This is a genomic window from Dehalobacter sp. DCA (genome assembly GCF_000305775.1).
In the GTDB taxonomy this organism is placed as follows: domain Bacteria; phylum Bacillota; class Desulfitobacteriia; order Desulfitobacteriales; family Syntrophobotulaceae; genus Dehalobacter; species Dehalobacter alkaniphilus.
Genome location: NC_018866.1, coordinates 1,115,859 through 1,141,094 on the forward strand (window position 1 = coordinate 1,115,859; position 25,236 = coordinate 1,141,094).

The following is a 25,236-nucleotide window of genomic DNA, read 5'->3' on the forward strand; positions in this document are numbered from 1 at the left end:
CCCCAATATTCCCATATCCAGACTTAAAATTTTTTTGTTCGCCACCACCCAAGTGTTTCCGTTAAACTTTCAAAGAAGTCCTTATTAATCTTCCAGGATACAGCCTTTTTGATTTTTTCAGCTGAGCCAACAAAAAACGGGACTTCTGAAGATCTGTAACGTTCTTGGTCAACCTGAAAATGTACCGGCACTTTTGCCCCTTCAATCAGAAATTCTAAGATTTCTCTTGCTGAGCGAGGTGATCCCGAACAGATATTATAAATCCCTGGTTCAACCTCTTTTTCCATCAGCAAGGCATAGGCATTCACAACATCCCGAACATCAGTAAAGTCCCTCTTTGCACCCAGATCTCCCACTCGAATGACATTATCCATAAGTCCCTGCTCAACTTGGGCAATTTGCGAGGCAAAGTCACTTACGATAAAACCCCTGGGCTGACCTGGTCCAAAGTGGTTAAACGGACGAGCGTATATTACATTGAGGTTTTCTTTTTGGCAATTTGAAGTGCTAAGAGTCCTGCTGCAAACTTGCTGACCGCATAGGGATTTTGTGGATAGCAGACATCTAGTTCTGTCAGAGGTTCTCCTGTCAAGGCACTTGAGCCATATTCTTCGCTGGATCCAACACAGACGACTTTTATTTCCTCGGATATTTTCGCAATCGTCTCCAGCAAAATAATCGTCCCCTCTGTATTAACCTTGACCGTGATGGCCGGATTGTCCCAGGACAGCTTAACGTTGCTCTGAGCAGCCAGGTGAATGACTCCATCGGGCTGATATTTACGTAAAACCTCTTCCAGCAAAACCGAATCTGTTATGTCAATTTTTGTATTCTGACATGCAACACGCGGTTCCAACTCAAAATATCCGGCGATGACGTCGTGTCCCCGAAAGATTAATTCTCGTAAAAGGTAATTTCCTACAAATCCATCTGCCCCTGTAACCAATAGCCGCATGAAGTCGCTCCTTAATGTTATTCCTTACTGACTCTCATAAAATCAGCTTCCACCATCATAATAACAAGCTCTTCCAAACTTGTTTTTGAACTCCACCCCAGTTTTTCTTTGGCTTTAGTTGGATTCCCCAATAAGATCTCAACCTCGGCTGGCCGGTACAGTTTTTCATCAATTACAACATGGTCCTCTGCATGAAGCCCGACATGATCAAATGCGATGCGGCACATCTCACGAACTGTCGTCGTCTGCCCTGTCGCTACAACATAGTCGTCTGGTTTTGATTGCTGAAGCATCCGCCACATAGCTTCAACATAATCTCCTGCAAACCCCCAATCTCGCTGAGCATCAATATTGCCAAGCCGCAACTCTCTTTGTTTACCAAGCTTAATTCTGGCTACTGCATCCGTAACCTTTCTGGTAACAAACTCGATTCCTCGGAGAGGGGACTCGTGATTAAACAATATTCCGCAACAGGTAAACATATTGAAACTTTCCCGATAATTGACCGATATCCAGTGTCCATATAACTTGGCAATGCCATAAGGGCTCCTCGGGTGAAAAGGGGTTGCTTCACTCTGCATCGGTTCCTGGATCAACCCAAACATTTCACTGGTAGACGCTTGATAAAACTTAATTGTGGTGTCAGTTAAACGGATAGCCTCTAAAACATTCAAAACACCAACTCCTGTGGTCTGAGCCGTAAGAATAGGCTGTTCCCAGGAAGTTGCCACATAGCTTTGGGCACCTAAATTGTAAATTTCATCAGGCTTTGACTTTTTAATTGCACGAATCAAGAAAGCTAAGTCGGTTAAGTCCCCTTCAATCAGCTCTACCTCATTCTCAATCCCAAGGTACTTGAGCCTCCAATTGCTCGGCGTGCTTCTTCTGGCAAGCAACCCGCTTACCTTATACCCCTTGTCAAGCAGCAGTTTTGCCAAGTAGGCGCCATCCTGTCCCATTATTCCAGTAATTAACGCTTTTTTCATCATCATTTCTCCTATCTTTAAATTTCCAAAAGCTTGCTTCGCTCGGAATCAGCAATTTTAAAAATTGCATCCCAAGAATATTGGGTTAACACTTTTTCCCTGGCATTTCTGCTGATAGTTTCCCTAGTTTCCTTATTCTTCATTAGAAAGATGATATCGGTGGCAAAAGATCCAGGATCATCAGAAATAAAGATATCCTTTCTATTTTGAATATCAATCCCTTCAGCACCTATACTCGTACTCACGATACATTTGGCCATCGACATTGCATTAAGGATCTTTATGCGCATTCCGCCTCCAATCCTTAACGGAACAATAAATACACTGCATTTTGCGATATAATCCCTCTCATCATCTACATATCCTGTAACAATGATATTTTTCCCATTATGAAGCCTTTTGACTTGTTCAATGGGATCTTTTCCAACAATATAAAATTTGATATCAGGTATTTCCTCTTTCACCCTATCAAGTATGTGATCAATAAACCATTTTAAACCATCTGCATTTGGCAGCCAGTTCAGCGTCCCAAGGAAGAGAATACTTCCTTCCTCTTCCAAAGTTTGTTTCGGTACATATTTCTCTATATCCACACCAGCGGGAATCGTAACATTCTTCACTCTGTGGTTCATTTTTTTGATTCTTTCACTGTCGTTATCCGTTAACATAAAACATTTATCAAAATCTTCGACTACCTTGCTTTCATATGCATTCAGTTTGAGAAATTGGATATAGGCATACAGCTTTACTACAGGGTTAGTCTGGTTTTGATAAAAACGCTGCATAATGGTTGTTTCAACATTTTGTTCCCGCAATATCAAAGGGATACTCGGCATCAGTTCCCTGATATATTTTCCATAAACCGCCATATGAAGATGATCAATATAAACAACATCGATATTTTTTGTCTCAAGTACTTCTTTAATCACTGTTTTAACCAATTTGGATTTATATTTCGAGGAATTATACGGCATCCTCGAAAACATATTCAGAAACATTCTAAAAATTCGATTCCGGGTGTTTTTACAGACAATCTTAACGTCAGCAATTTGGTCCAGTGGTGTTTTAATCTCAGTTTTATGCAGAGTAATAATGGTAACGTTGTGCCCTTGATCATATTCATGCTTAATTGCGTTATACGTAAAGATCAGGCCTCCGCTGTCAGGAGGATAAGGATATACATGGGTCAGAAACAGTATATTCATATTATTCCACTCCAATAATTTTAAAATCGGCCGTTGCCTAAACCAGATAGTCCCGATAGCGTTTTTTAGCATTCGCCAAAGGAAAAAATATGATTAAAATATATAAGAAAAACACAATCTGCGGCTGCAGAAGGCTGCCCGACAGGATAAAATACATCACTGCTCCGCACAACGCTAAAGAAAATCTGCGTTGTGCGTGCAAAAAGCTGTATAACAGAAAAAATGTGAAAGCAGCAGTAGTTAATACCCCGTATTCAATAACTAACTTTGGAATAACCGGGAAATTAGCCTGAGCAACATTTTCCAAGCCTGTAACTGCACCAGCTCCTAAACCAAGCCAAATCGATCTGCTACCAAAAAAACTGTTCATGGAAGTATATGGAGCGATAAACCTCATATTTGCGCTTGAACCCGAAGTCCCGATCTCTGTAATCCTAGAAAGATACGAACTTGTAATATCAGCCGGACCAAATACAGCCACAAGAATCAGGAGCAGCATCACTCCGAAAAATGGGAGCGCTAGTTTTCGCTGAAATAAATACTTTACCCAAAAAGGAAAGGTTATCGCCAATAATAAAATTCCAGTTCCCGAAAATGTACAGAATATGGCTACAATAAGAAGTATCATTCGATAAATTCTATGAAAATATATAAACTCAATGACGAGAGAAATTGCTAACAGTTGTGAAAAAAAAGATGGTTCTAAAAAAATGATCCCATTTGATTTACAAATATTAGAACCATAAACCAAAGGATAGGAAGTATTATAGCCCTCCTGAACGAATTCTGAAGGCAGGAAAGAAAAAAGATCAAAATACTGTACCCCAAAGAATTGGATCAGCAATTGAATTATGCCGAGCAAAGATGCAAAGACCATGAATTTCTGAAATACTCCAATTATTTTTAAGTATTCAGCATATGATAAATCAGCATAAAACACAAACGGAGCATAAATCGCTAAAAGATACAGAATAGAGAAGTCAGAAAACTCTTTACTAAGGAGTGTGACAGAAATAGCTAACGTACTGGATAGGATATAGAACACCAGTCGAACAATATTTATCTTTATCTTGTTATGAAACAAACTGTAAAACAGAAAAATATAAATTAAAATCAAAGCTGATGGAATTTGATTATCTTTAAACGGAATTGATATTCTTTGGAACACTAATAATAAAATTAACACAAAGATAACGATCTTCGGATAGCTATCATCCTCTTTAGTAATTTCCCAACTATTTAGCATATTCCTAATCTCCAAGTTTATCGTAAAAATAGTTTTTCATATTCCTGATCAATCGTCTCTTTTTGATAATTATTCCGATAAAAATCCATTGCGTTTTTGGATAAAAGAGCGTTTACTTTAATATCACATAATTGTTTCATTACTTTCGCATACTCGTTAAAGTCATTTTCTATAATACAGTGAGTATGATTAATATCGTTAATACCTTCTACTCCAAAGTCCGTAGAGATAATTGGCATCCCAGAGGCCAAAGCTTCTATTGTCTTCAATTTAACGCCGCTTCCAAATAAAAGAGGTATAACCATCCCGCATGCCCCTGCCAGAATACTCCCCAGATCATCAACATATCCTTCAATACTTAAATGCTCCGGATATTTCTTGGCAAGATCAATTAGTTCCTGATCTGCATGTCTGCCAATGATTCTGATCATTACCTCCGGTATTTCAAAAATAATATTTTCCATTTGTGAAACAATGAAAGTTTTAATTGATACCTGATTATGAGGAACTTTTAGGTCCCCGACAAAGACAAAAACCGGATCACCGCAAAAATTTCGTACAGCAAGCTGTTCTCTTTGTTTTAGTAATGGTTTAACCGTAAAGATTGAATCCTGTTGAGAAACACGCGCTAAGTAGGCTGTTTCTTGATGGTTAATTAATAGGCTTTTATCAAACCATTTGACAGCATTAATTTCTCTGCTGGCGATGAGATTCCTTTCATATTTCAGCGCAAACTTCTGAATGAAAGAAAGTTTCAGCAAGGATTTGAATACCGATGGAACACGGTTTGCAAAATTACCCAACGAGTTCAAGTCAAAATGCGGGTACTTTTGTAGAATTTGGAGCATTTTATCATATCTGACAGAGAACAAGTCCTCTAAATATAAAACATGTTTTTTTTCAAAACTTTTGTCTTCTTCATAGTATTGGGAAACACGCAGGGTATCATAAATGATGATATCCGGATTCATTTCTGTCACGATCCGATCCAACTCTTTTTTGTTTGCTTTGGAGTAAAGTATTGACTCCTGAATGCTTTTTTTACGTGTAAGTAAGGTATAATAAAACAAATTCAACAGCTGATTTTTAGTCCCTGGTTTTGGGAGCCCCATTACACTCAGTTCATTGATACATTCAATTTCCTGCTGTCCAAGAACAACTAGTTGGATGTTTTCAATTCCCAATGCCTTTATGAAAAAATTGAGTATCCCGGAAATGACTACTTTTTTCCCATTGTCCTCTGGATAAGGATAAACAGTACTGATGAAAAGCAGCTTTGTCATATTCTAATCTCAACTTCCTCCCATGTCATACAGATCCGAACAATGTCTTCTTCCACCAGTTCACACCCCATCTGCACTTCAATAAACTCCAGGTCTGTTGTTGCCTTTATTCCGTGCTTAGCTCCTATCGGAATAATTAAAACATCTCCGGCTTTAATCTTTCTCAGTTTGTCATCAAGTACGAATTCACCTTCGCCTTTAATAATTGTCCATATTTCACTCCGTAACTTGTGGGTTTGGTAACTCAAATTTTCCCCGCGCGCAAGACCAATTCTTTTCGTCAAAATTTCCTTTCCATCGTCGTATTTGATATGATCCAGTACCCGATACCATCCCCAGCGACGCTCCTCATACATCGGCCGCTGTGTAAACTCTTTGACCAAATCCTTTAAACGGGGACTAGCATTTTTATCGGAAAGTAATATACCGTCCGGACTAGCTGCAATTACCGCGTCAGCAATTCCCAGAACAATCACCGGAATCTCCAATTCGTTGATGAGATGTGTATTCATTGAATCTTCACTTAACAGTCCCTTACCAATAATCTGAGACTGCATTTCTTCTGTGAGGGTATTCCACGTCCCCAAATCCTTCCAGGACCCTTCGTAACTTAATGCTACGATGTTATTTGCTTTTTCCACGACTTCATAATCGAAACTGATTTTTGTAAGTTCCGAATATCTTTCCTTTAATTCCGAATAGTCTGTTGGCATCCTATTGGATCGTAAATGAGATATCATATATTCCAGTTTAAATGCAAATACACCGCAATTCCATAAACCTCCTTGAGTAATGAGCTCCACAGCCTTAGATTCTGTAGGCTTTTCGCAGAAACGCGTAACAGCCATAATATTCCCTTGAATCTGAGCTAAATTCGGCATGATATATCCGTATTTTTCTGATGGATATGTCGGTTTGACGCCAAGCAGAGCCAAATCTGCACCACTAGTTTCTATGACACCTTCCAATTCTTTCACCCGGTGAAAAAATGCATTTTCAGCAAAAGAGTCTACCGGAAGAACTGCAACAACTTCATCTAATTCCATGTTTTCCATCGAATATAAATAAGCAGCAGCTAAAGCGATTGCTGGGAAAGTATCTCTACGCTCCGGTTCTACAACAATTTTGACTATACTTCCCAGCTGATTTTGAATCATATCGACCTGTGTACTGCTAGTAGCAATTACTGCCCGATCAGCTAAATTAACTGATTCAAGCTGCTTCCAGACTCTCTGAACCATTGATTCATGTTCACCATTAGCATTATTCAGTACTTTAAGAAATTGTTTGGACCGTGCATCATTCGATAACGGCCACAGTCTTTTCCCCGATCCTCCAGATAATAAAATGAGACGCATAATAAGACCTCTTTCCCACGAAATTACCTAATATTATAATTATTTCTGCATTAGCTTACCATTGTATTCCCTGTATTCCGTTATGTTCAGTCTGAACCCATACATTTAATGTCTCTTTTACTCTTTCTATAATTTGAATACATTCATCTTCATTTTTTCCATGAACGAGGATTGGTCCTATCCTCATTGATTTATCCCGTATTTTTTCTACGGTTTTCCCTACATAAATCGTATCCAAAAACACTTTGTGTACGCCGGGAATTTCCTTCAATTTATCAGCATTTTCGATTTTCGTAATTTTTCCTGCCGGGAGAGTAAAGCAAAGATAAGCCGCCGCCCCGGTGCGAAACTGTGATAAATCAACGTTCTTTCTCCGATTTGTCGCAAAATCAACAAGCAATTCATTGATATCAATTCCGCATGTCAACGGGACAAGATCTGAAGAAATATAAATCCCACCGCCCCTTGCCGCAATCTCAACTAAATAAACCTTATCCCTTTCCTTATCGTAGAGAAATTCAGCCTGCGAAATTCCAAATTTAAGCCCGAATCCTTCGACAAGCTTTTTATTTATATCCAGAATTTTTTTTTCAGCATCACCGGTTACAGACTTCACATCAATATAAATTCTTTCTTTTGGGATAAATAAGTTTGGAATATCAAAGTCATAACTTCGTCCAATTATTAAATTATCAAAATGATAGTTATGAACAAAACCGAGCGTTTCATATTCGGCCCCCGATATAAATTGCTCAATGATTACTTCACCTGTCATAGAGTAACCTAAACTAGTAGCAAAATTGATTTCCAGTTCAGTTCGGTTATTAATCTTAAAGACTCCCCGGCTCCCGTCATGGTCTACAGGCTTCATAACTACCGGGAAGCCTATTTTCTCCGCTTTTTGGTAGGCATCCTGAACGTCATTAGCTGATATAAATTCAGCTACATTGATTCCAAGCCTCCGTGCTTCTTGTTTCATGATATATTTATTCGTAAATTTCAGGGAACACCCATAACCGATACCAGGGATGCCCAGCTTTTCTGCTATAAAGGCTGCAGTTTGAACACCGACATCGATCTGGTCGGTTATTATGGCTGAAATTTTTTCTTTCTTTGCGGCTTCCAGCACCTTATTTTTATCTGTAATGTCTATCTTATAATAGCGATCTGCTACATCAAATCCTGGGAAATCTCCGTCTGAACTAATCACAATGGTTTCAAATTTTTTTCTTTTACATATTTCAATAAGATTAAGCTGTCCCCTTCCTGCTCCAAGGATAAAAACTTTGTCTTTCAATAGAAAGCCCCCGTTCATTTTGATTCTTAAGTTACCATATGGTCACAACAGCTCATATTCGTTTAATAATTGTTGAATTTCCCCCGGTTCATTGAACATTAAGACATCGATAATTGATAAATCTTTAACAAATGGATGATTGAACTGTTTATACTGTATCTCGCTCATTTTGATAAACTTTAAGTCAAGCTGATGCTGCTGAAACTCTTCTTTATCATACAGTTCCATCCCCCCGAAAGAATTAATATAAATATCTCCTCCCAGAGCCTTGCATATTTCTATCACCCGATATTTATTTCTCAGGCTGTGATCGATATCAATATTTGAGGAAGTGATGATCTCTGTCTTTATATCCAATATCTCTAATATTTGGACTATTGAATAATAAGTATATTCAAACAAATTATTGTTAGCAAAATTTATACATTTTTCTATAACTGGCATAACATTTTGAAATCTTGGTGCATTTTTATAGGCATATTTAATCAGTGTCAGCAGTCTTTCCTTTTCTGAAGAGTATGTATCTGATAAATATCTTTTTCTAATGTCTAGGAAATCGGAATCTTTTATTAGCGGGAGTGTAAAGAGCAGATCTTGTTGATTCATCAAAATTCGGTTCCTACGAATCCAGCTTTTTTTAGTAAATTGGACATTATCATAAATAACAAACTTGTCCACCGCATTAATCAATTGCCAATACCCCAGATATGGAAAGAAGTAGGGCTGCATAATTCCTATCTTCATTATTTCATTTCTCCATTTTGCAGTTTTCTGATCATCGAACTAAATCTATATGGTGGATTTTCTCCCTCCTTCTATTATTTGTTTTGTTGCCATTTTTGGTTTTCTTTTAATCCAATTATAGAATCTATATCTATACGATTACAAAACAGCGTTTTGCAGACCAAATCGTCCGTCATATCCTCCTTGGGAGAATAAACCGGAAAATCATACTCTGGTAGAAAGTACTTCATAATCAAACCTAGATCATCTTGTCCAAACATTAAGCGTGGGAAGGTATTACCATTTGTTCGCAAATTGATTTCCTGTGCTTTCCACAGGCCTTCCCGGTTTTGCCTAAACTGTACAGTTAATGGGCCGGCCCCTCCCTCGGCAAAGATTGCTCTCGCATAGTTGAGTGTAAGGTTTTCCAATTCACTGTTCTGAATTTTTCTAAACCCTGTCGTCACTCCCGAATCATGTTCATTTTTAGAAATAAATACCGGAGAAATTTCACCAGTCGGACTTATAATTGTATGACAAGAGAAATGGGAAATATTAGGGGTATGAGCAAATAGTGGTGTGAGACTGTCCATTTTGTTAAAATAATTTTTCAGATTAGCAGGATCTCCTAAATATTCCTGAAAAATATAATTATCAAAATCAGCGGCGGTCTCAACATCTTTCCAGCTTCGAATGTAAAAAACTCCTTTTGAGGCAAATCCCCGGACTGGCTTTGCAATTAAAGGGAATTTGACATTTTTTACAAAATCTTTCATTTTTCCCGGGTTATTTGCTTGATCAGCCCTAATCGTCTCGGCAAAAGGCAATTTATGTTTTTTGGTAAATTTCCAAGTCTGCCATTTATCCAGGGCATAGAGTATTGTATTCAGATTCCCGTATGGAAGTTTCCCCTTGAGGTCCGGTCTGGCCTCCATCAGTGTCCACATGGCCTCGGTATCCTCATCTCTCCCGCTTAAAATTAAATCCGGCTCTTCTTTTTTTATGATTTCTGTCATGATTGAGCTAAAACTATCACTGCTTGTATTCGGCACAAGATAACAGACGTCACATCGAAAATTATTAGCGTTTTCGTAAAGACTATTTGTCCCAATCACGGTAACTTTATCACGTCTAAGAAAAGCATAATATTCTAAAGCATCAAGAATGTTCTGCCCGACAAGACTGCCAACACTTGTAATAAGAATCCTAACTTTATTCATCCAAACACTCCTCTGTTCCGTAATTATTGGATCATATTAGATACTGCTTCACATTATATCCACTAATATGCAGCCACTTTAGCTTATTTTAAATACTCAGCCAATAATTCCTCTGTCCAATCCTCATAAGGCATATAATAAGAGATCCCATCCATCGTCTGCCCCCGGCCGGGAATATAAGAATACGTAACATTCTCGGCTGGAACTTCCGTGACAAATTTCGTAAGCCCGATCATTTGTTTCATTGTAAAATTCGTCTGAAGGTCTTCCTTATGTTTAAGGACAATATTCAAGGTTTCAAGGATTTTCCCTGATTCACGCTGTTGATTATACAAGGCGTTTAAAAACTTCTGTTGCCTTTTCAGTCGATCGATATCCCCGCCTGCAGAATACCGCCAATGAATATAGTCAAAAGCCTGCTGCCCGTTTAAAACTTGAAGTCCTTTCGATAGATTCGCTCCATGATCTTTCATATCGATTTCAACGTCGATTTTAACGCCCCCGATTTCATCGACAATACTGGGAATAGGCTCCATATTCATTAAGAAATAATAATCAACGACTTCTTTTCCCATGAAACTGTTCACTGCTTCAATACTTGCCTGTACACCGTCTCCTTTGACACTTCCATAGGCATAGGCATGATTAATTTTATCGAACTTGTTTTCAACAGGAACATATGTATACGTATCTCGGGGAATGCTTAAAAGATTAATATTCTTGGTATTAATATCGATTTTTCCAAGAATAATGGTATCGGTTCGATAAACCCCAAGCCAGCTCTCTCTCTCTTCGGTTTTGTCAATACCAAGAAACAGCATATAAATCGTATTCTCTGATCCAATATCTGTAACATTCCCTTCCTGCATTACAGGATCTTTTACTTCCTTCCACTGCTTTGTATGCTTTACCAGGCTCTCTTTATAGTTTAAAGAACTCATAATGTAATAAGCAATCATTGCTGCAAGTATGATCAAAAGCGAACCTATACCAACAAGGATGTATTTCTTAATTTTTTTATTCATTCACTTCTCCCAAATGAATATTTGTAGCTATCTTCCTAATAAGCACCAGATCTTTTTATCACCTTAAAAATTGTTTTAAAAATCACCAAAATATCAAATGTCAGGCTCTGTTTATTGAGATAACTTAATTCCACATCTACGCGTTCAGGGTATCCAATGTTGCTTCTTCCCGAGACTTGCCATACGCCGGTGACCCCAGGTTTCATTGACAGGAATAAACTTTTTTTATCACCATATTCTTCAAGTTCGGCTAGCACGATGGGGCGGGGGCCAACTACCGACATATCACCTTTTAAAACATTCCAGAACTGAAGCAATTCATCCAGGCTGGTCTTCCGCAAAAATCGTCCAAATTTTGTAACTCTTGGATCTTCACCGTCCGGAAGCTTATAATCATTCTCCAAATAATATTGATATATTTCAGGGTTTCTTCTTAAAACGTCCTCAGCATTTTTACACATCGAACGGAATTTAATAATTTTAAAAGGCTTCCCGTTATATCCGATTCTTTGCTGCTTAAATGTTACAGGTCGTCCATAAATAAGCAGAATTTGCAGACTGATTATTATTGTAAATGGCGATGTAATCAACAACGCAAATATTGAAAACAAGACATCAAAGGTTCTTTTCCAGAAAGGATACGATTTTTCTAATATAATACTATCATTTAAAGTTGTAATGACTGCTGCGGCTTTGCTCTCCATTTTTATCCCTCCAGAAACAATTCAAAAAGAATTTACACTCACTTCTATAATTATTATCGTAACAAAAGAGTCAGAAATAAAGGCTTTAAGCTATCTTAGCTCCGATAGCCTTTTGGATTTTTGCTAAGCCATTCCCAGGCACTGCCAATAATTGTATCCATTCCGCTATAATGTGGAAGCCACGCCAATTCATTTTTAATTTTGTCAACCTTGGCAATTAACATGTCCGGATCTCCCTGTCGGCGTGCGGCCAATTGAACGTGAATATTTTTACCAGTTATTCTTTTTGCGATATCGATCACTTCTTTGACTGAATAACCCGACCCTGTACCGACATTATAGACTACTCCTTTATTGGCCTTCTCCAGCGTATATAAAGCCGCGATATGCGCTTCAGCAAGATCCAGAACGTGAATATAATCACGGATACACGTACCATCCGGCGTTTGATAATCGTCTCCAAAAACATTGATACTTTTCTGTTGTCCAAGTGCTGTCTTTAAGACAAGGGGAATCAGATGCGTCTCCTGCTCGTGGTCTTCGCCAATTGAGCCATCCAGCATTGCCCCAGCTGCATTGAAATATCTCAAGGCTACCCATTTAAGACCATAAGACAATTCCATCCAATAAAACATTTGTTCAATCATCAATTTTGAAACTCCATAGGGATTAACCGGCTGTGTTACCGCATCCTCCGGGATAGGAACACTATGCGGTACGCCATAGATTGCTGCAGTCGAAGAAAAAACAACCTTATCAACACCACCCATAAGCAACGATGCAACAAATCGATTTGTTTTAGCTACGTTTTCTGTAAAATAGTAATCCGGTCTTTTTATTGAATCGCTTACGATGCTGCAGGCTGCAAAATGGATAACCGCTTCAATGCTTTCGTTCTTGACAATATTTAAAACTAGACTCCTATCTGCGATATCCCCATGGTAGTATTTGACTTCCTTACCCAATGCTTTAAGATGTCCAGTTAATAGATTGTCTAAGACAACGACCGAAAAACCTTTCTCCAGTAAAACCTTAACTGTATGGCTGCCGATATAGCCAGCACCGCCAGTCACTAACACATTCTTTATCAATCAGTTCACACTCCAGTTATTCAAAAAAAATCTAGTAATAAATACTAAATAATATTACTGATTCCTCACTATTCGACGATTCCAAAATTTTTCCTTCATAATAGTTGAAGTTTACTGTAAGAAATCATCAAATAATCAAATCATTTTCCCAATTAGGAGCAACTTCTTTAAAAGCTGTTATTTTTTCTTTGAAGATACTGCGAATTTCCAATAGTTTTTCTTGAGTATCCGCTTCAAAAATCAGTACAAGTTCGGGTAAATTTGAAGATGCCCTGACTAATCCCCAGCCTGAGTTAAATACCACTCGCGCCCCATTGATATCAATAACCTTATCCCCGTATTCCTGCTTAAAGCTCTCGACAAGCCGATCTACAACAAGATATTTTTCCGAGTCCTTACAATGTGCTTTAATTTCAGGAGAAGTGATATAAGAAGGAACATCCTCCAGGACTTCAGTCAGTGACTTATTGACATGGGACAAATATTCGATAAGCTTAGCGCCGGCAAATATGGCGTCATCAAAGCCAAAATAATTATCTGCAATAAAAATATGACCGCTTCGTTCACCCGCAAGGTCAGCCTTTTCGCTTTGCATTTTTGATTTTATATGGGAATGTCCGGTCTTCCACATAATCGGAATACCACCGTGAGCCAGAATATCATCTGTTAGCCCCTGTGTGCACTTTACATCAAAAACAATTTTGGCACCTCTTTTCTTTTCTAAAAGCTGTCTTGCCAAAATGATTAAGATTCTGTCGCTCCAAATATTATTTCCATACTGATCAATAACCCCCAGTCTGTCCCCGTCACCATCAAAAGCTAGCCCAAGATCCGCCTGAATATGAGAGTGGGCAACCATTTGTGCTAAACGTTCTCTTGCCTTGAGGTCAGATGGATTTGGGAAATAATGGGGATACGCAGTATCGGGATCACAATTTAGTTGGAAAGTAAGACAACCAAGCCTCTGAAAAATTTCATACGCAAATAAACCAGCCCCGCCATTTCCGGCATCCAGAACAACTTTTGGCTTATAATCGGACATATGAATACGGCTTACGACTGCATCAATATAGGCTTTCCGAATCTCCACAATGATACGGACCCCTGACTGAGGTAACGTGCTGAAGTCCTGAGTCTGAAGAATGTTAAAAATCTCTTTGATCTCCTCGGGGCCAATTGTTTTTGAATATCCATCCCCAAGCTTGAACCCTGACCACCCATTCGGATTATGACTGGCTGTGATCATCATAACGCCAAGACTCTGTAAGTAATACTGAGCAAAGTAGGCAACCGGGCTTAATGTCAGGCCTATGTCAAATACCTCAAAACCGTCTGCAACAAACTGTTGAATAGCTGCCTCTGCAAATTCTTTGGAATAACTACGGTTATCATAGCCTACGACAACCCGATTAATGTTTCGCCGCAATAAAAAAGTACTAAATGCCCTAGTGATCAATGCGACATTCTCTTTATTTAATTCTTCACTATTCACTCTTCCCCTGATATCATATTCGCGGAACATATTCTTAAAATTTTCTTTAAACATTTTTTCTCCAATGATAAATATTCAATATTCTGGAAATGTTATTTCTTCATTTTACCTTATTTATCACCTAATCACAATATATTCTGTAAAAAAGATGTTAACTTATTTCAGTAAAAAGTTTAACTTATTACCACATATTATGACATTGATAACAAGTATATTCTAAAATATTATTCTGCTAATCCCATCCTCTCTACAAACAATTTGACAATATCAGGATCAAACTGGCTGCAGCGTTTCTCTCCAGCTCCTGCAGCGCATCCCGGACAGGGAACGCCTTGCGGTATACCCGGTCCTGGGTCATGGCGTCAAAGGTGTCGACTACGGCCAAAATCCTCGAAAGCAGCGGTATTTCTTCCCCTGCAAGCCCCTGCGGATAGCCTTTGCCGTCCCAGCGTTCATGATGGCAAAGAATATATTCGGCGATGGTTACGAGGCTTGGAGATGACATGGCAATCTGGTAGCCGATTTCCGAGTGCTTCTTCATTTCTTCCCATTCTCTGTTCGTCAGTTTTCCGGGTTTTTTCAGGATCTTGTCATTAACACCGACTTTGCCGATATCATGAAGATTGGCCAGCAGTTCCAGCTCGTCCAGCCTGGTCTGAGGAAGGTTCAGGGCTTCACCGATCATTCTGGAGAAAACACCAAGCCTTTCTGCATGTTCCTCTGTTTCCTGGCTTCTTTCAAACATTGTGGCCTTGACCGATGTAAGTATCGTGCTGTGCGAGCTTCTCTGCTCCAGAAGCTTACGTCTGAGCACACTGTCTTCGGCCGTTTTGAGCACCTCATTAATGTCCTCGTTTAGATTTTCCTTGGTGCAATACCCCAGGGTGATGTTGATGAAGGTATGATCAACAGTAGACTCCTTTTTCTGTAGACAGGCTGTCTGTATACATTCAAGAATGGCCTCCGCTGTCTGATTATCCGTTTTCGGCAGGATAATGCCGAATTCATCCCCCCCGATTCTGGCGATGATATCTTTCGGCCGGCAGCAATGTTTCAGTATCTGAGCGGTATCTACGATTATCCTGTCTCCGACTTTGTTTCCATAGGCATCGTTAATTAATTTTACACCGTTAATATCTCCGATGATAATCGACAAAGGCAAATTGCTCTTTCGATTCAGCCTCTTCAGCTCTTTTTCAAAAAATACCCGGTTATACAAACCGCTAAAGCATCATGTACATGGATAAAGGCTATCTCGTCTTCTCGATGCTTCCGGTCTGTAATATCAATGATTTTAGATTTGAAAAAATATCAATCTATTCACCAAACCGGGATCTGTAATATGTCATTCTGCTGATTGATGATATTGAAAACCACCGGTCAAGAATCATGTCTCCCGTCTTTTCCGGTGGCTGCAAAGCCTTAACAATTTACTTTTTTCGCGTCTGAAACAAAGAAACCAATCCAGACAATATTGGTCTTCCGTCTGATTCTCCATTCTCTCTTTGGCGGCACCGCAAGATCCGGCCGTAGGCACGATGACGTCCTGTCCGGGCCGCCAGTTCGCAGGCGTCGCAACCTGATCCGCATCTGCCTTTTGCAGCGCGATAATGATTCGTTTTATTTCATCAAAGTTTCTTCCCGTGGAAAGCGGATAATACAGAATTGTCCTTATCGTTCCCTTCGGATCAATCACAAAGACAGCTCTTACCGCCTGAGTCGTGGACTGGCCGGGCTGGATCATCCCGTATTTCTTGGCCACTTCCATCTTGATGTCCTCAATCAACGGAAACTTCACTTCAACATTTTTCATCCCGTTCCATTCAAGTTCCTGGATTTTTCTGAGCCAGGCAATATGCGCATACAAGGAGTCGACCGACAAACCGACGAGCGAAGTGTTTAACGCTTTGAATTCTTCTTCCATCGTGGCAAAGGTCATAAATTCTGTTGTACAGACCGGGGTAAAATCTGCCGGATGGGAGAAAAGAATCACCCACTTGCTGTAATAGTCCTCAGGAAAATTGATATTGCCCTGTGTTGTCACTGCCTTAAAAGACGGCGCCTTGTCACCAATTAAAGGCATTCTGTAAGCTTGTTCGGCATCCATGTCCAAACCCTCCTTCGTCTTCAGGACCTCAGCCCTCTCTTTGACTTCTTTATAGGCTTCACCGGCCTTGTCTTTGAGGGCTTCCGCTTTCCCCTTTACTTCTTCGAAGGTATCTTCTGCCTTGTCCTTAAAATCCGTGGTTTTCTCCTTGACTTCATCGATCAGCTTGCCGATTTTGTCCTTGATCCCATCCATAGAAAAAACCTCCTTAACGTCGTTTTTAATCCAAGAATACGCCGAATCATCCGTTGCTTAGAATATTGAATTATTTTCCTTAAAGTATATTCAGCACTAAAATGCTACTTCCTCTATGATCTTCAAAAATTTTCCTAAATATTTAAAAAAATATGACGATATATTAATTACCCGTTTGATTATTGCATCTTGTAGTTTGTTTTATATAAGGAGAATAGGGATATGAAACAAGACCAGGGATGGTTAGAAACGACTTTCGAATCGATCAGTGACGCTGTTATCTTGACGGATATACAAGGCAATATACAATTATTAAGTCAGAAGGCCGAATTGCTTACCGGCTGGACGAGTGAAGAAGCACTTCACAAACCGCTGACTGAGGTATTTCAGCTTTTGAACGCAGATACCTATGAAGTGCTTGGCGGCAGCATGCTGAGTGTGCTTAAAACAGGCAAAAATATTGTATTTGCCAAAAATGCTGTCTTGCTCTCTAAAACGGGTGAAAAACGTCCGGTCAAGAGTAAGTCCAAACCGGTGAAGGACAAAGACAACCATATCCAGGGTATCGTACTTGTATTTAAAGAACTGGCCAGGAAAAACAAAAAACTTGCCAAAGCTGAATTCTTAAGCTTTCACGATCCGCTTACGGGCTTATACAACCGTAAGTTTTTTGAGGAAGAATTCAAAAGACTGAATACGGAAAGAAATTTGCCGATCTCTCTGGCCATCATTGACATTGATTACCTGGACGAGGTAAAGAAATCCTTCGGCAATGCCGAAGGAGATAACCTAATCAAAAGAGTCGCTGAAATAATTAAACAGGAATGCCGTGTTGACGATATCGTTGCCAGAGTCAGTGAAAATGAATTTATGATTTTGCTGCCAAAGACTAACTCCAAACAGGCCGATATTCTTGTGAACCGGATCAATGACTTGGTTGATAAGGAAAAATTAGGCGCCCTGAACCTTCCTTTATCTTTTGGCTGTGAATCAACAAAGAAGAAAGAAAATGAAATTGCCCTCATCTATAAAGAAGCTGCAGAAAAAACTCCTCCGCTTAAGAGCACAGCCAAAAACCGACCGACCAATGTTTTGATCGAAATTATCATGGAAACTCTGTACCATAAGAACGATATGGAAGAAAAAGAATCCGCCCAAGTAAGTGAGTTTTGTGCCGAAATCGGTCAAACCCTGGAATTGAGCGAGAAAAACATTGAAAATCTTGAGATGTTCGGACTCATCAGAAACATTGGCAAGGTCAGCCTTGACAGCAGGATTCTTCACAAACCGGACAAGCTGACTGATTCCGAGATGGCGGAAATTAAGCGTCATCCGGAGCTCGGCCATGAAATCCTCAGCACAATGAATGAGTATGCGCATCTCTCGGATTACGTCCTGGCCCATCATGAACGATGGGACGGGAAGGGATATCCCAAGGGACTGAAAGGTGAGGAAATCCCATTGGAAGCCCGGATTGTTGCGATTGCTGATGCTTACAATGCGATGACCAGCAGCCGTCCATACCGAAAAGCCTTAGACGAGGAAACCGCTGCTGAAGAAATCCTAAAAAATGCTGGAACCCAGTTTGATCCTCATCTGGCCAAAGTATTTGTCGAGAAGGTGCTTGGGAAAGAACATATAAAATAGGTATCTGAATATCTATCTGATACAGGATGGGTTTGGGATCGATGAAAAAAAACATTGGATACCGTTATTGATCATCTTTGTATTTATCACTCTTGCCGGGGTGAAGTGGACCCTGATAAACAGTGTAGCTAGCCAGAATAATCCGGTGCCTTCGGCAACGGATTATTCTGATGTTTCTTCTGATAATTCAGCGGACAATTCTTCCGATACCCCCTCTGATATTTCAGACACGACTGACAATACCGACAGAGATGCCACTGATACAGCTGGTCAATCTAGCTCATCAGGTTCTCCTTCCGACAATCCATCGACCACGTCCGAGCCTTTAACAGATTCGTCATTTTCTGATCAGGCGGCTATCTTTTATGTCCCGCATCCGGATGATGAGGTTCTAAACATGGGAGCTGCTGTTCTGGAAGCGCAAAACCACTATCAGCCTGTCGTCCTGGTACTTTTGACTAAAGGTGCAGCAAGCGGCGCATTTAAAGAAGTTAACAACCGGCTCGCGGCATATGCCCTTCCACCTATCACACTTGCTGAATTCACAGAAGCGCGCGTGCGGGATTTCTATGAATCAGCCAGATACCTCGGCATCCAGACGGATAATATTTATGTTTATGACCTTCCAGACGGTCAGGTGACTCCAGCCTCGGTCCGCGAAATTATCCTGACTTTTGAGGCTAAGTATCCACAAGCGCTTCATCAAGCGATGTCCCCCGGCGATACCCACCCGGATCATGCAGCTGGAGGTACCGCACTTCATGAGCTTCAGAATGAAAACCTCATATCCTCGTGCCGCTATATTATTTCCCGGCCGCTCTGGGATCTCTATCCGGCGGCAAATATAACGAGATCCGTCTCCCAGGAAAACATGATCCAATATCAGAACGCCCTGAATGCTTATTACGTCTGGAACCCGGATGCTGGACGCTACAGTACCGGTATCCTATCAACGAGCTACAATTTCGGCCTAGCCCAAAAAATTTTAGAAGCCCACTGGACTTGGTAGCCAGTAATATCATTGACATGTAAATATATAATAGAAATGTATTGAAAATTATTACAGACTTCAATTAAAGGATAATGCTATGAAAAGAATAACGAACCGGATCAAAGCCCTTGATTTTGCGCGGGCTCTGTCCGTACTGCTTTTGTTCCTGACCTTTGTTCCGGAAGGGCCTCTCTACGGGGCCTATATTACCCATGCTCCGTGGTTTGGTTATACCGCCATCGACTTTGCTTTTCCAGCCTTTGTGACACTTTCCGGAACCAGCATGGCGATTGCCTACCGCAAGCATGTGCCCTGGGTACGATTAATCAGAAGGTTTTTTGTGCTGATTATCATTGGCCTGATTTTTAATTCCCTGGTATCCTGGGAATTTCATCTTTCCCAGCTTCGCTTTACCGGAGTGCTTCAGGTTCTTGCTTTTACCGGAATTATGACAACCCTGATAACCAGAGTATCCGGGAAATGGTTCTGGCCGTTCACTGCCGGACTACTTATTCTGGCTGCCTATCTCGGCATTCTCTTATATACAAGCCAGTCTTTTCCGGGCAGTTTGCCCTCACCGGACCATAATTTATCCGGAATGATTGATCCGTTTATTTTCACAAAGAGCCATCTTTATGTTCACGGCGATGCCGGATATGATCCGGAAGGAATATGTACACTTTTTTCCGCAATTGCCAGCACGCTTTTCGGTTATACGGCAGGTTTGTTTTTGAACAATAAAAACATTGGCCGAAATTTCTTGAAAATCCTGGCTCTGGCTGCTGTTCTTCTGCTACTTACCCCGCTGCTGTCCAACTTTATCCCAATAGGCAAACGACTCTGGACGCCGTCCTTTGTAACGCTGTCATCCGGTGCCACCATTCTTGTCTTGGCCTTTGCCCACTTGATCTGGGACCCGCAGATCCCAGTTATCAGAAAGCTCTTGGCACCTGTCTACTGGCTGTTTGAGGCGATCGGTCGCAATGCGATCCTGCTGTATTTTGGTTCTTCGATGGTGTTTTCGGTTATGCATCATATGATCCTGAAGATGAATGGGAATGGGAATACCCTCTCGGTTTTTGAATTGTCTTATAACTGGGTGAAATCCTGGAGTAGCAACCCTCAGCTTAGCTTTATTGCGATTTATACCGGGCTCTGGGTCCTGCTAGCTGTCTTGCTGCACTGGCGTAAGCTATATCTTACGGTGTGACTAATCTCTGCTTAACCGGTTTTGTATTTTAATGTTCTATTTACTCCCTACCGACTCTTAAGAAAACTTAATCAGATCACCATTTAACAGGAATAATGACCTTATTCAGATCGCTTCCGTCCTGCATGCTGGACTCGAATACTTCGAGCTGGCCGCTTCCTGCTGCCAATGGCTTAAATGTCAGCGAGGCTTCGAAATTGCCTCGGCCCGGCGCCCCTGCTGCAGCCATTGTGTTGCCTTCTGCCAGAATATTACCTTGTGCATCCCTTAAGCGGTAGCTTACGACAGCTTCGAAGACCCGGGCATTGCCGGTGATCTTTAACGGGCTCGCTATGGTTTGGCCGTCTACGGGAGTGGTAACCCAGATCGCCGGTTCATAAACCGAGCTGAGATTCCTGGCAAAGGGTTGCTCATAAAGACCGACGTGGCCCCACCAGTCCATGCCATTTTCAGCCTTGCCGTTTACGGTGAACTGAACTTTTTTAATAGTCGGGAACTCCGTCAGTGTATTGACAATGCTGGCAATTCCAAGTGTTTCGCCGCTGGCACCAACGTTCGCATGCAGCACCTCTTCGGAAAAATCAATGGTTGCCAAACCGTTCTCGATATTAACTTCCAAAATTTTCGTGTTGGCGGGAAGTACCTTAAATGCGCCTGTCGTTGCAGGGGTACCGTTAACTAGCTCCTCGAGAGCTGCCCGGGCAACACCTGTACTTTTGGGGATCTCATGCACCTCTCTGACCAGGTACATTTCATTATTACTATCCTTCAGATAATAGACCGCTACTTTCATGGTTTCAACAGCAGGGGGCTCAGGCTCAGGCGAAGGCTCCGGAGTTGGTTCTGTCTGGGACTGACACCCTGACAGGCTCACTAAAGCCAAAAACATGAATGAAACGAAAAGATTCCTGATCATTTTCATCGCGTATTTTCCTCCTTGTCGTTATTCTCGAGTAGCTTGCGGTTACTGAGGGTTAAAATATAGCTTTAGTCATATCTTAACACAAAATCCCAGAGCAATGAATATCTGAAAAATCAATCAATCCAAAGATGAGGCATAAGTAAACATTTTACATTTTCTATATATTTTAGACCTATTTTTAGATATACTAAAAGCATAAAGGGGGTTGTTAAAGTTGAATGCAAGTGATGAAATGAAAAAAGTCTTTCTGGCGGGAATTGGAGCGATAGCGACAACGGCCGAAAAAGCTAAGGAAGTCATTGACTCGTTAATTGAAAAAGGTGAGCTTACCGTCGAACAAGGCAAAGTCATCAATGAGGAATTAAAACGCAACCTTTCTGAAAATCTGCATCATCATTCTTCCGCCCGTCACATGGAGGATCTTCTGCAAAAGGTTAACACGCTGAATGAAGAAGAGCTCTCTGTGCTCAAACAAAAGCTCGCAGAGATGGAGAAAAAGAATGACCCAAACTGAGGTCAAGCTATCATCCGCAGCCCGCTTAAAGGAAATGGTCACTGCGCTGAAACGCCATGGAATCATCCACGGCGTTTCTCCGACCAAGCTAAAATTCATCCTGGAAGACCTTGGCCCGACGTATGTCAAGCTCGGTCAGATTATGTCTATGCGCACAGATATGCTCCCGAAGAGTTACTGCGATGAACTGGCCGAGCTGCGAACCGATGTGAAACCGATGATTTATGAAGAAGTGCTTCAGGTCATCGCCTCGGAATACGGTTTCTCCGCAGAGGAAGCTTTTCAGGAAATTGACGCTGTGTGCATCGGCTCGGCATCGATAGCGCAGGTGCATAAAGCCGTGCTGAAAGACGGCAAAATCGTCGTGTTGAAGGTACAACGCCCCGGAATTTATCAAACGATGGAACGGGATATCCAACTGCTGAAAAAAGCAATCTCCTTGATCAAAGTCTTAAACATCAATGTCGGAGATATCGACTTTAGAATGTTTATCGATGAAATGTGGGCGACTGCCCAGCAGGAAATGAACTTTATTGCCGAAGCAAACTATATCAAAGAATTTACCGACCTGAATGCAGGTTTAAAGTATATTGCCTTTCCGCTGATCGAACGTCAGCTGTGCACCCCGAAAGTACTTGTTATGGAATACATCGACGGTGTTCAAATCGATGATCTTGATAAACTTCATGCACTTGGCTACGATCTAAATGAGATTGGGATAAAACTCGCCGAAAACTATGTCAAACAAATTGTCGATGACGGCTTATTTCATGCGGATCCGCATCCGGGAAATATCTTTATCCAAGACGGAAAAATTGTCTGGCTCGATTTAGGGATGGTTGGAAAAATCAATAACCGTGATCGGCTGATGTTGAAAAAAATCATCCTGGCGATCGTCCAGCATGATATTGAAGGATTAAAAGAAGTATTTCTATTACTCAATACGATCAAAGGCAGGGTAAACCACACCAGGCTCTATGAAGACATTGAAAGCCTGCTGGCACGCTATGGTGATTTGGATTTGGCTGAGCTGCATTTTGGCCAGATCATGGAAGAAGTCAAGGAAGTTCTTAATTTCCATCAGATATCCCTGCCGACAGGCTTCACGATACTGGGGCGCGGGGTCATTACGATCGAGGGAGTACTCGCCGTATGTTGTCCGAAAGTCAATTTCATTCAAATCATGGCCAATCACATTTCGGGAAAATTCCTAAGTGAGTTGGATGCAAGACAGGAATTGGTTTCTGCGGGGCTTTCTCTGTACGGTTTTACCAAAAACAGTCTGGACTTGCCGGCTCAGCTCGCCAACATCCTCAAAATGGCGATGAGAGGACAGGCCAAGATCAATATTGATCTGTCCAGCGCCGATGAACCCGTGCGTCAGGCCGACATGATCATGGACAAGCTCGTCTTGAGCATTCTCAGTGCGGCCTTTCTGATCGGGGCCAGTCTGGTCTGTATGACGAGCATCACGCCCCGGCTGTTCGGGATTCCGGTCATTAGCCTGATCGGCTATCTGATCGCACTTCTGATGGCAGGATGGCTAATGGCGAAAATTTTTTCCAAAAGACTGAAGAAAAAATAATTGTTCATCCATGGTCAGCAGCATCCCCCGCTGTTGCCTCCCGAGCAGTCACAGCTTGGTTCTGTCCCTGTAAGCCACCCCGTGATAACGGCTGAAGCGCAGCCCACGCCGGACTTGACATCGATCGCATTAAACGGACAATTGCGGGCACAGGCGCCACATTCCATGCAGAGATCTATATCCAGTATCTCTGCTTTTTTGCATTTTAAACCCAGGACCTGATGCGGACAGACCTCGAGACATCTTCCGCAGCCGGTACATTTCTCGTATTTAAGCGTAAGCGTCGAAACATTTTTCAAATAGCGGTGCTTCACACCAGTTTCCCCCTTACAACCCAAATAAACTGCTCAACAAAATGAGAATACAACCGATACATATCGTAACCGCGATGACCGGAACAGCGGTTTTCATCTCCTTCATAACGCCGGAAAACGAAGTATATGTTGAAGATCCGGTGAAGTTCATCGCATAAAACGCAGAAATCGATGGCAGAACCAGCAAATACCCCAGAGCCCTGAACCAGCTGTAGGAAAGCTCTCCCGGCCAGCCGTTCAGCACATTCACTGCTGCTGCCCAAAGTAAACCCAGAAGCCATCCCTTCCAGGCAAATGCTTTTCCAGGGATCCACGGCAACAAAACCGGGGTCAGAATACAGCCCACAATCAGCGCCCCGGTATAGGCATAAAAGTCGGTAATCCCAAAAGCTCCTGGACGGATCAGATTCAAGATAAATAAAATGCCTAAAATCATCAGGCTCATCTTAAATGTACCGGTAAGTTCCATCGGAGTAAGCACCAAACGGTCACATGCCGTAAACTTCACGGTCCGCATTTCGGCTGTCGCTTTCCTTCCGGAAGCGACAAATTCACGGATATCCCAAGCTCTAACCGGACCATACACGACGTTGAAACCGGTTTGTTTGTGGACTTGATGCGCACTTACCCCGGGAGCGCCGAGCTGTGGCAGAAGCAATGTCCTGTGTGACACAATCTGGGCAAGCCTGGTCTTCCCGATCCGACTGCTGAGCTCCGCCGTGCCAAATGTCCCCTTGCCTGCTGCGCACCAGACATTAATACCTTTGGTATCAAGCACCAGGATCCAGGCCTGAAGTCCGGCCAGCTCCTTGCGAAGGGCATCGAAGGTCATTTTGTAATTGGCCGTTACGAGAACCTCGGAATGTTCATCCGGATTGCCGACAGCGTAAAGGCCGGGATTGATTTTATAATTCATCCGGCCGATACCCCAGCGGGCTTTCCATCCCCCCAGGATATCCTGAGTCGTTAAGTTCGTTGAAATCTGAGGCACAAGCCCTACTGGTGTTTTCAATTCACCTGTAATCCAGCCGCATTCCGTGTCATAAATGGTTACAGACCCTGCCAAACTGTCATCCCCGCAGCAGCATGGCTGCGGGTCAAATATCTTAAGCTCTGCCTTGTTATTAGCATTTCGATTATTCTGATTCGGATCAAAACTTATTTCT

At 41.5% G+C, this 25,236-nt stretch carries 23 protein-coding genes and 1 pseudogene; 5 read left to right on the plus strand and 19 right to left on the minus strand.

Annotated elements, in window-relative coordinates; genetic code table 11:
* Window positions 1–23 precede the first annotated feature (23 nt).
* From DHBDCA_RS14680 to DHBDCA_RS05290, 16 genes are all read right to left on the minus strand, one after another.
* Window positions 24–560, minus strand: coding sequence for a GDP-mannose 4,6-dehydratase (locus DHBDCA_RS14680; RefSeq protein ID WP_081580505.1), 537 nt, complete (start codon window positions 558–560; stop codon window positions 24–26).
* Window positions 473–955, minus strand: a complete 483-nt coding sequence (locus DHBDCA_RS14685) for a GDP-mannose 4,6-dehydratase (protein WP_015043135.1) — start codon at window positions 953–955, stop codon at window positions 473–475. The genes DHBDCA_RS14680 and DHBDCA_RS14685 overlap by 88 nt, the downstream gene beginning before the upstream one ends.
* Before the next feature lie 17 nt (window positions 956–972).
* Window positions 973–1,941: a GDP-mannose 4,6-dehydratase gene (gene gmd / locus DHBDCA_RS05225; RefSeq protein ID WP_041226345.1), complete on the minus strand. Its 969-nt coding sequence runs from the start codon at window positions 1,939–1,941 to the stop codon at window positions 973–975.
* Between the two features lie 17 nt (window positions 1,942–1,958).
* A complete protein-coding gene (locus DHBDCA_RS05230) occupies window positions 1,959–3,146 on the minus strand; it encodes a glycosyltransferase family 4 protein (RefSeq protein WP_015043137.1) in 1,188 nt (395 codons plus the stop codon).
* Window positions 3,147–3,183: 37 nt separating this feature from the next.
* A complete protein-coding gene (locus tag DHBDCA_RS05235) occupies window positions 3,184–4,392 on the minus strand; it encodes a hypothetical protein (RefSeq protein ID WP_015043138.1) in 1,209 nt (402 codons plus the stop codon).
* 17 nt (window positions 4,393–4,409) lie between these two features.
* Window positions 4,410–5,576 (minus strand): glycosyltransferase family 4 protein, encoded by a 1,167-nt coding sequence (locus DHBDCA_RS05240; protein WP_167998189.1) that lies wholly within the window; start codon window positions 5,574–5,576, stop codon window positions 4,410–4,412.
* A 95-nt stretch (window positions 5,577–5,671) separates the two neighbouring features.
* Window positions 5,672–7,033 (minus strand): sugar phosphate nucleotidyltransferase, encoded by a 1,362-nt coding sequence (locus tag DHBDCA_RS05245; protein ID WP_015043140.1) that lies wholly within the window; start codon window positions 7,031–7,033, stop codon window positions 5,672–5,674.
* 55 nt (window positions 7,034–7,088) lie between these two features.
* Complete coding sequence (locus DHBDCA_RS05250; RefSeq protein ID WP_015043141.1) at window positions 7,089–8,330, minus strand: ATP-grasp domain-containing protein; 1,242 nt, start codon at window positions 8,328–8,330, stop codon at window positions 7,089–7,091.
* Between the two features lie 42 nt (window positions 8,331–8,372).
* Complete coding sequence (locus DHBDCA_RS05255; protein WP_015043142.1) at window positions 8,373–9,074, minus strand: WbqC family protein; 702 nt, start codon at window positions 9,072–9,074, stop codon at window positions 8,373–8,375.
* A 74-nt stretch (window positions 9,075–9,148) separates the two neighbouring features.
* The gene (locus tag DHBDCA_RS05260) at window positions 9,149–10,000 is read right to left on the minus strand and encodes an ATP-grasp domain-containing protein (protein ID WP_144020269.1); all 852 of its coding nucleotides are present in this window, start codon (window positions 9,998–10,000) and stop codon (window positions 9,149–9,151) included.
* Window positions 10,001–10,356: 356 nt separating this feature from the next.
* Complete coding sequence (locus DHBDCA_RS05265) at window positions 10,357–11,298, minus strand: LCP family protein (RefSeq protein ID WP_015043144.1); 942 nt, start codon at window positions 11,296–11,298, stop codon at window positions 10,357–10,359.
* Window positions 11,299–11,333: 35 nt separating this feature from the next.
* A complete protein-coding gene (locus DHBDCA_RS05270) occupies window positions 11,334–12,002 on the minus strand; it encodes a sugar transferase (protein ID WP_015043145.1) in 669 nt (222 codons plus the stop codon).
* A gap of 95 nt (window positions 12,003–12,097) precedes the next feature.
* Window positions 12,098–13,090, minus strand: a complete 993-nt coding sequence (gene galE / locus DHBDCA_RS05275) for a UDP-glucose 4-epimerase GalE (RefSeq protein ID WP_041226411.1) — start codon at window positions 13,088–13,090, stop codon at window positions 12,098–12,100.
* A 130-nt stretch (window positions 13,091–13,220) separates the two neighbouring features.
* Window positions 13,221–14,639 carry a phosphomannomutase/phosphoglucomutase gene (locus DHBDCA_RS05280; protein ID WP_015043147.1) on the minus strand — a complete coding sequence of 473 codons (1,419 nt, stop codon included), beginning with the start codon at window positions 14,637–14,639 and terminating at the stop codon, window positions 13,221–13,223.
* Window positions 14,640–14,832: 193 nt separating this feature from the next.
* Window positions 14,833–15,804 carry a diguanylate cyclase gene (locus DHBDCA_RS05285; protein WP_015043148.1) on the minus strand — a complete coding sequence of 324 codons (972 nt, stop codon included), beginning with the start codon at window positions 15,802–15,804 and terminating at the stop codon, window positions 14,833–14,835.
* A 168-nt stretch (window positions 15,805–15,972) separates the two neighbouring features.
* Window positions 15,973–16,887, minus strand: a complete 915-nt coding sequence (locus DHBDCA_RS05290) for a peroxiredoxin (protein WP_015043149.1) — start codon at window positions 16,885–16,887, stop codon at window positions 15,973–15,975.
* 222 nt (window positions 16,888–17,109) lie between these two features.
* Here DHBDCA_RS05290 and DHBDCA_RS05295 point away from each other — a divergent pair, with 222 nt between their 5' ends.
* From DHBDCA_RS05295 to DHBDCA_RS05305, 3 genes are all read left to right on the plus strand, one after another.
* Window positions 17,110–18,534: an HD-GYP domain-containing protein gene (locus DHBDCA_RS05295; protein ID WP_015043150.1), complete on the plus strand. Its 1,425-nt coding sequence runs from the start codon at window positions 17,110–17,112 to the stop codon at window positions 18,532–18,534.
* Between the two features lie 100 nt (window positions 18,535–18,634).
* Window positions 18,635–19,543 carry a PIG-L deacetylase family protein gene (locus tag DHBDCA_RS05300; protein ID WP_242824973.1) on the plus strand — a complete coding sequence of 303 codons (909 nt, stop codon included), beginning with the start codon at window positions 18,635–18,637 and terminating at the stop codon, window positions 19,541–19,543.
* A 79-nt stretch (window positions 19,544–19,622) separates the two neighbouring features.
* A complete protein-coding gene (locus DHBDCA_RS05305) occupies window positions 19,623–20,735 on the plus strand; it encodes a heparan-alpha-glucosaminide N-acetyltransferase domain-containing protein (protein WP_015043152.1) in 1,113 nt (370 codons plus the stop codon).
* A gap of 76 nt (window positions 20,736–20,811) precedes the next feature.
* Here the strand turns inward: DHBDCA_RS05305 and DHBDCA_RS05310 are convergent, their stop codons facing one another.
* A complete protein-coding gene (locus DHBDCA_RS05310) occupies window positions 20,812–21,657 on the minus strand; it encodes a Gmad2 immunoglobulin-like domain-containing protein (RefSeq protein WP_015043153.1) in 846 nt (281 codons plus the stop codon).
* 214 nt (window positions 21,658–21,871) lie between these two features.
* On the opposite strand from DHBDCA_RS05310, the gene DHBDCA_RS05315 reads away from it, so the two are divergent.
* The gene (locus DHBDCA_RS05315; RefSeq protein WP_015043154.1) at window positions 21,872–22,171 is read left to right on the plus strand and encodes a phasin family protein; all 300 of its coding nucleotides are present in this window, start codon (window positions 21,872–21,874) and stop codon (window positions 22,169–22,171) included.
* Entirely contained in the window at window positions 22,158–23,756 is a 1,599-nt protein-coding gene (locus tag DHBDCA_RS05320; RefSeq protein WP_015043155.1) for an ABC1 kinase family protein, read from the plus strand. The genes DHBDCA_RS05315 and DHBDCA_RS05320 overlap by 14 nt, the downstream gene beginning before the upstream one ends.
* Window positions 23,757–23,770: 14 nt before the next feature.
* On the opposite strand, the gene hgcB is transcribed toward DHBDCA_RS05320, so the two are convergent.
* Together hgcB and hgcA are read right to left on the minus strand one after the other, a co-directional pair.
* Window positions 23,771–24,070, minus strand: a complete 300-nt coding sequence (gene hgcB / locus DHBDCA_RS05325; RefSeq protein WP_015043156.1) for a mercury methylation ferredoxin HgcB — start codon at window positions 24,068–24,070, stop codon at window positions 23,771–23,773.
* A gap of 13 nt (window positions 24,071–24,083) precedes the next feature.
* Window positions 24,084–25,124, minus strand: a pseudogene (hgcA, locus tag DHBDCA_RS05330) (mercury methylation corrinoid protein HgcA); the annotation flags it as partial.
* Window positions 25,125–25,236: the final 112 nt, after the last annotated feature.